Below are 1,801 nucleotides of genomic sequence, written 5' to 3' on the forward strand. Positions count from 1 at the left end.
ATCGTTTTGGCATCTAAGTCTATTCGTAAAATAATCCATCGATATGTGGACAGTCCATACGATGAACGTTCCCGCGTGTCAAAGGAAGAAAAACTCGCATATAAAATATCCCGAGGATCAGCTGGATCTAAGGCAAGCCCATTCATTTGATCCGTAAGCGGGGAGGCAAATGGATCCGACTGGTAGAAACCAATCTCAGTATCGAATGAAGGAGGAGAGAGAGGATATATCGCCTGCAACTCACCCGCTAAGCTGTACTCCTTCAGAACTGGAAGACCTGCCACATTCAAAATAAACATGCGATCTCCCTTGATTACTTTATGCTCATTTGTGCTTAAAACCAAGTTTCCTTGCGTGTAACTCTCCGGATAAGAACCAAAACTATGTGAAAAATTCCCCTCCAAATCAAAAACACTGACCAATTTAGAGTATTTAAACTGTTCAGCTAAGGTCCCATCATGTACTGTGCTAATATAAAAAGTGTCGTCTACGCGTGTAAATATCCCCTCATAGGTGGGCTTGGTGTGCGCATCCGGCATAACCAAATCAATCTTTCGCTTAAACTGCTTATCTAATGTAAAAACGAAAATTTTTTGAACAAGATCATTTAAAATGTAAATCTCGTCCTCATGGACGTAAAAAAATGACATGTCCTTTTCAGGAATAATGTAGGAATCGATACTATCTCGTTCATAATTCGTCAAGAAGGCTCCAGTTCGCGCATGAAAGAGATTGATACTCCGAAAGGTTCCATCCCCAAACCCCAAAAGAGTATCCTGAAAAATTCTTGGATTAAAAACAAATGAAAAGCTGAAATCACTATCATCGATCGCAAGAGAATCGCGAAAAACGATAGCACCCTCCGTCAGAGTAAATGGCTCGCGCTCTGCGTCAGAGGAACAGGCAGCGAGAAAAAACACACACAGCCAAAAAGATAAAATTAGATAGCGCATATCATTTGTTTTTGGTGAATTGGGGGATTCTCCCAATTTTTGTTGACTTAAGAAGTGACTGTAGTTCCAAGAGCCACTGTGACTTCTCCATGTTCACCACAATCATAGACAGCTGTGGCACCTCCTTTATTCACCTTTTTAAGTTTACAAGGTACAGCATAAGCGTCTGTCACCTGCATGAAGGTTGAATCACTCCCCTGAACCGGAAACCTCTCCGATAACCAAGCGCTTCAGGTAAAGCGCCTCATCCTGATCACGCATCAAGACATGGAGTGTATCTCCTTTGACCTGCGGTATTAATTCACAGCTAAGTTCAAGGTGCTCCTTACCAGCAATAGGTACCTCTTGAATCGTTTTGGCATCTAAGTCTATCCGTAAAATAATCCATCGATACGTGGACAGTCCATACGATGAACGTTCTCGCGTGTCAAAAGAATGAAAACTCGCATATAAAATATCCCGAGGATCAGCTGGATCTAAGGCAAGCCCATTCATTTGATCCGTAAGCGGGGAGGCAAATGGATCCGACTGGTAGAAACCAATCTCCGTATCGAATGAAGGAGGAGAGAGCGGATGTATCGCCTGCAACTCACCCGCTAAGCTGTACTCCTTCAGAACTGGAAGACCTGCCACATTCAAAATAAACATGCGTGTAATCGGTAAATACAACTGCACCAATTTCGGTAAATAAGACTGCACCATATTTGGCAACAAGAATGCACCACCAATAATCCCTTAGGGGCATGCCCCTAAGGATTTTGGACTATTTTGCTAGCGTATCAAAACTAGCACTTTATGAATGTGTATTTAAACAAATTTATGGTTTATTTTGAGATTCACCGCCTCTA

General features: G+C 42.1%; 2 protein-coding genes. Both read right to left on the minus strand.

Going from position 1 to position 1,801, the window contains the following annotated elements:
- A partial coding sequence (locus tag A3SI_RS16610) for a hypothetical protein (RefSeq protein WP_009057804.1) occupies positions 1-953 on the minus strand: 953 nt, incomplete at its 3' end.
- Between the two features lie 189 nt (positions 954-1,142).
- A complete protein-coding gene (locus A3SI_RS19545; RefSeq protein WP_193782431.1) occupies positions 1,143-1,655 on the minus strand; it encodes a hypothetical protein in 513 nt (170 codons plus the stop codon).
- Positions 1,656-1,801: the final 146 nt, after the last annotated feature.

The sequence above is a fragment of the Nitritalea halalkaliphila LW7 genome (assembly GCF_000265075.1).
Classification (GTDB): Bacteria; Bacteroidota; Bacteroidia; order Cytophagales; family Cyclobacteriaceae; genus Nitritalea; species Nitritalea halalkaliphila.

Bases quoted from the DNA above. Each gene is read 5' to 3' on its own strand.
- A3SI_RS19545 (WP_193782431.1), bottom strand. From the start codon at position 1,655: ATGGTGCAGTCTTATTTACCGAAATTGGTGCAGTTGTATTTACCGATT.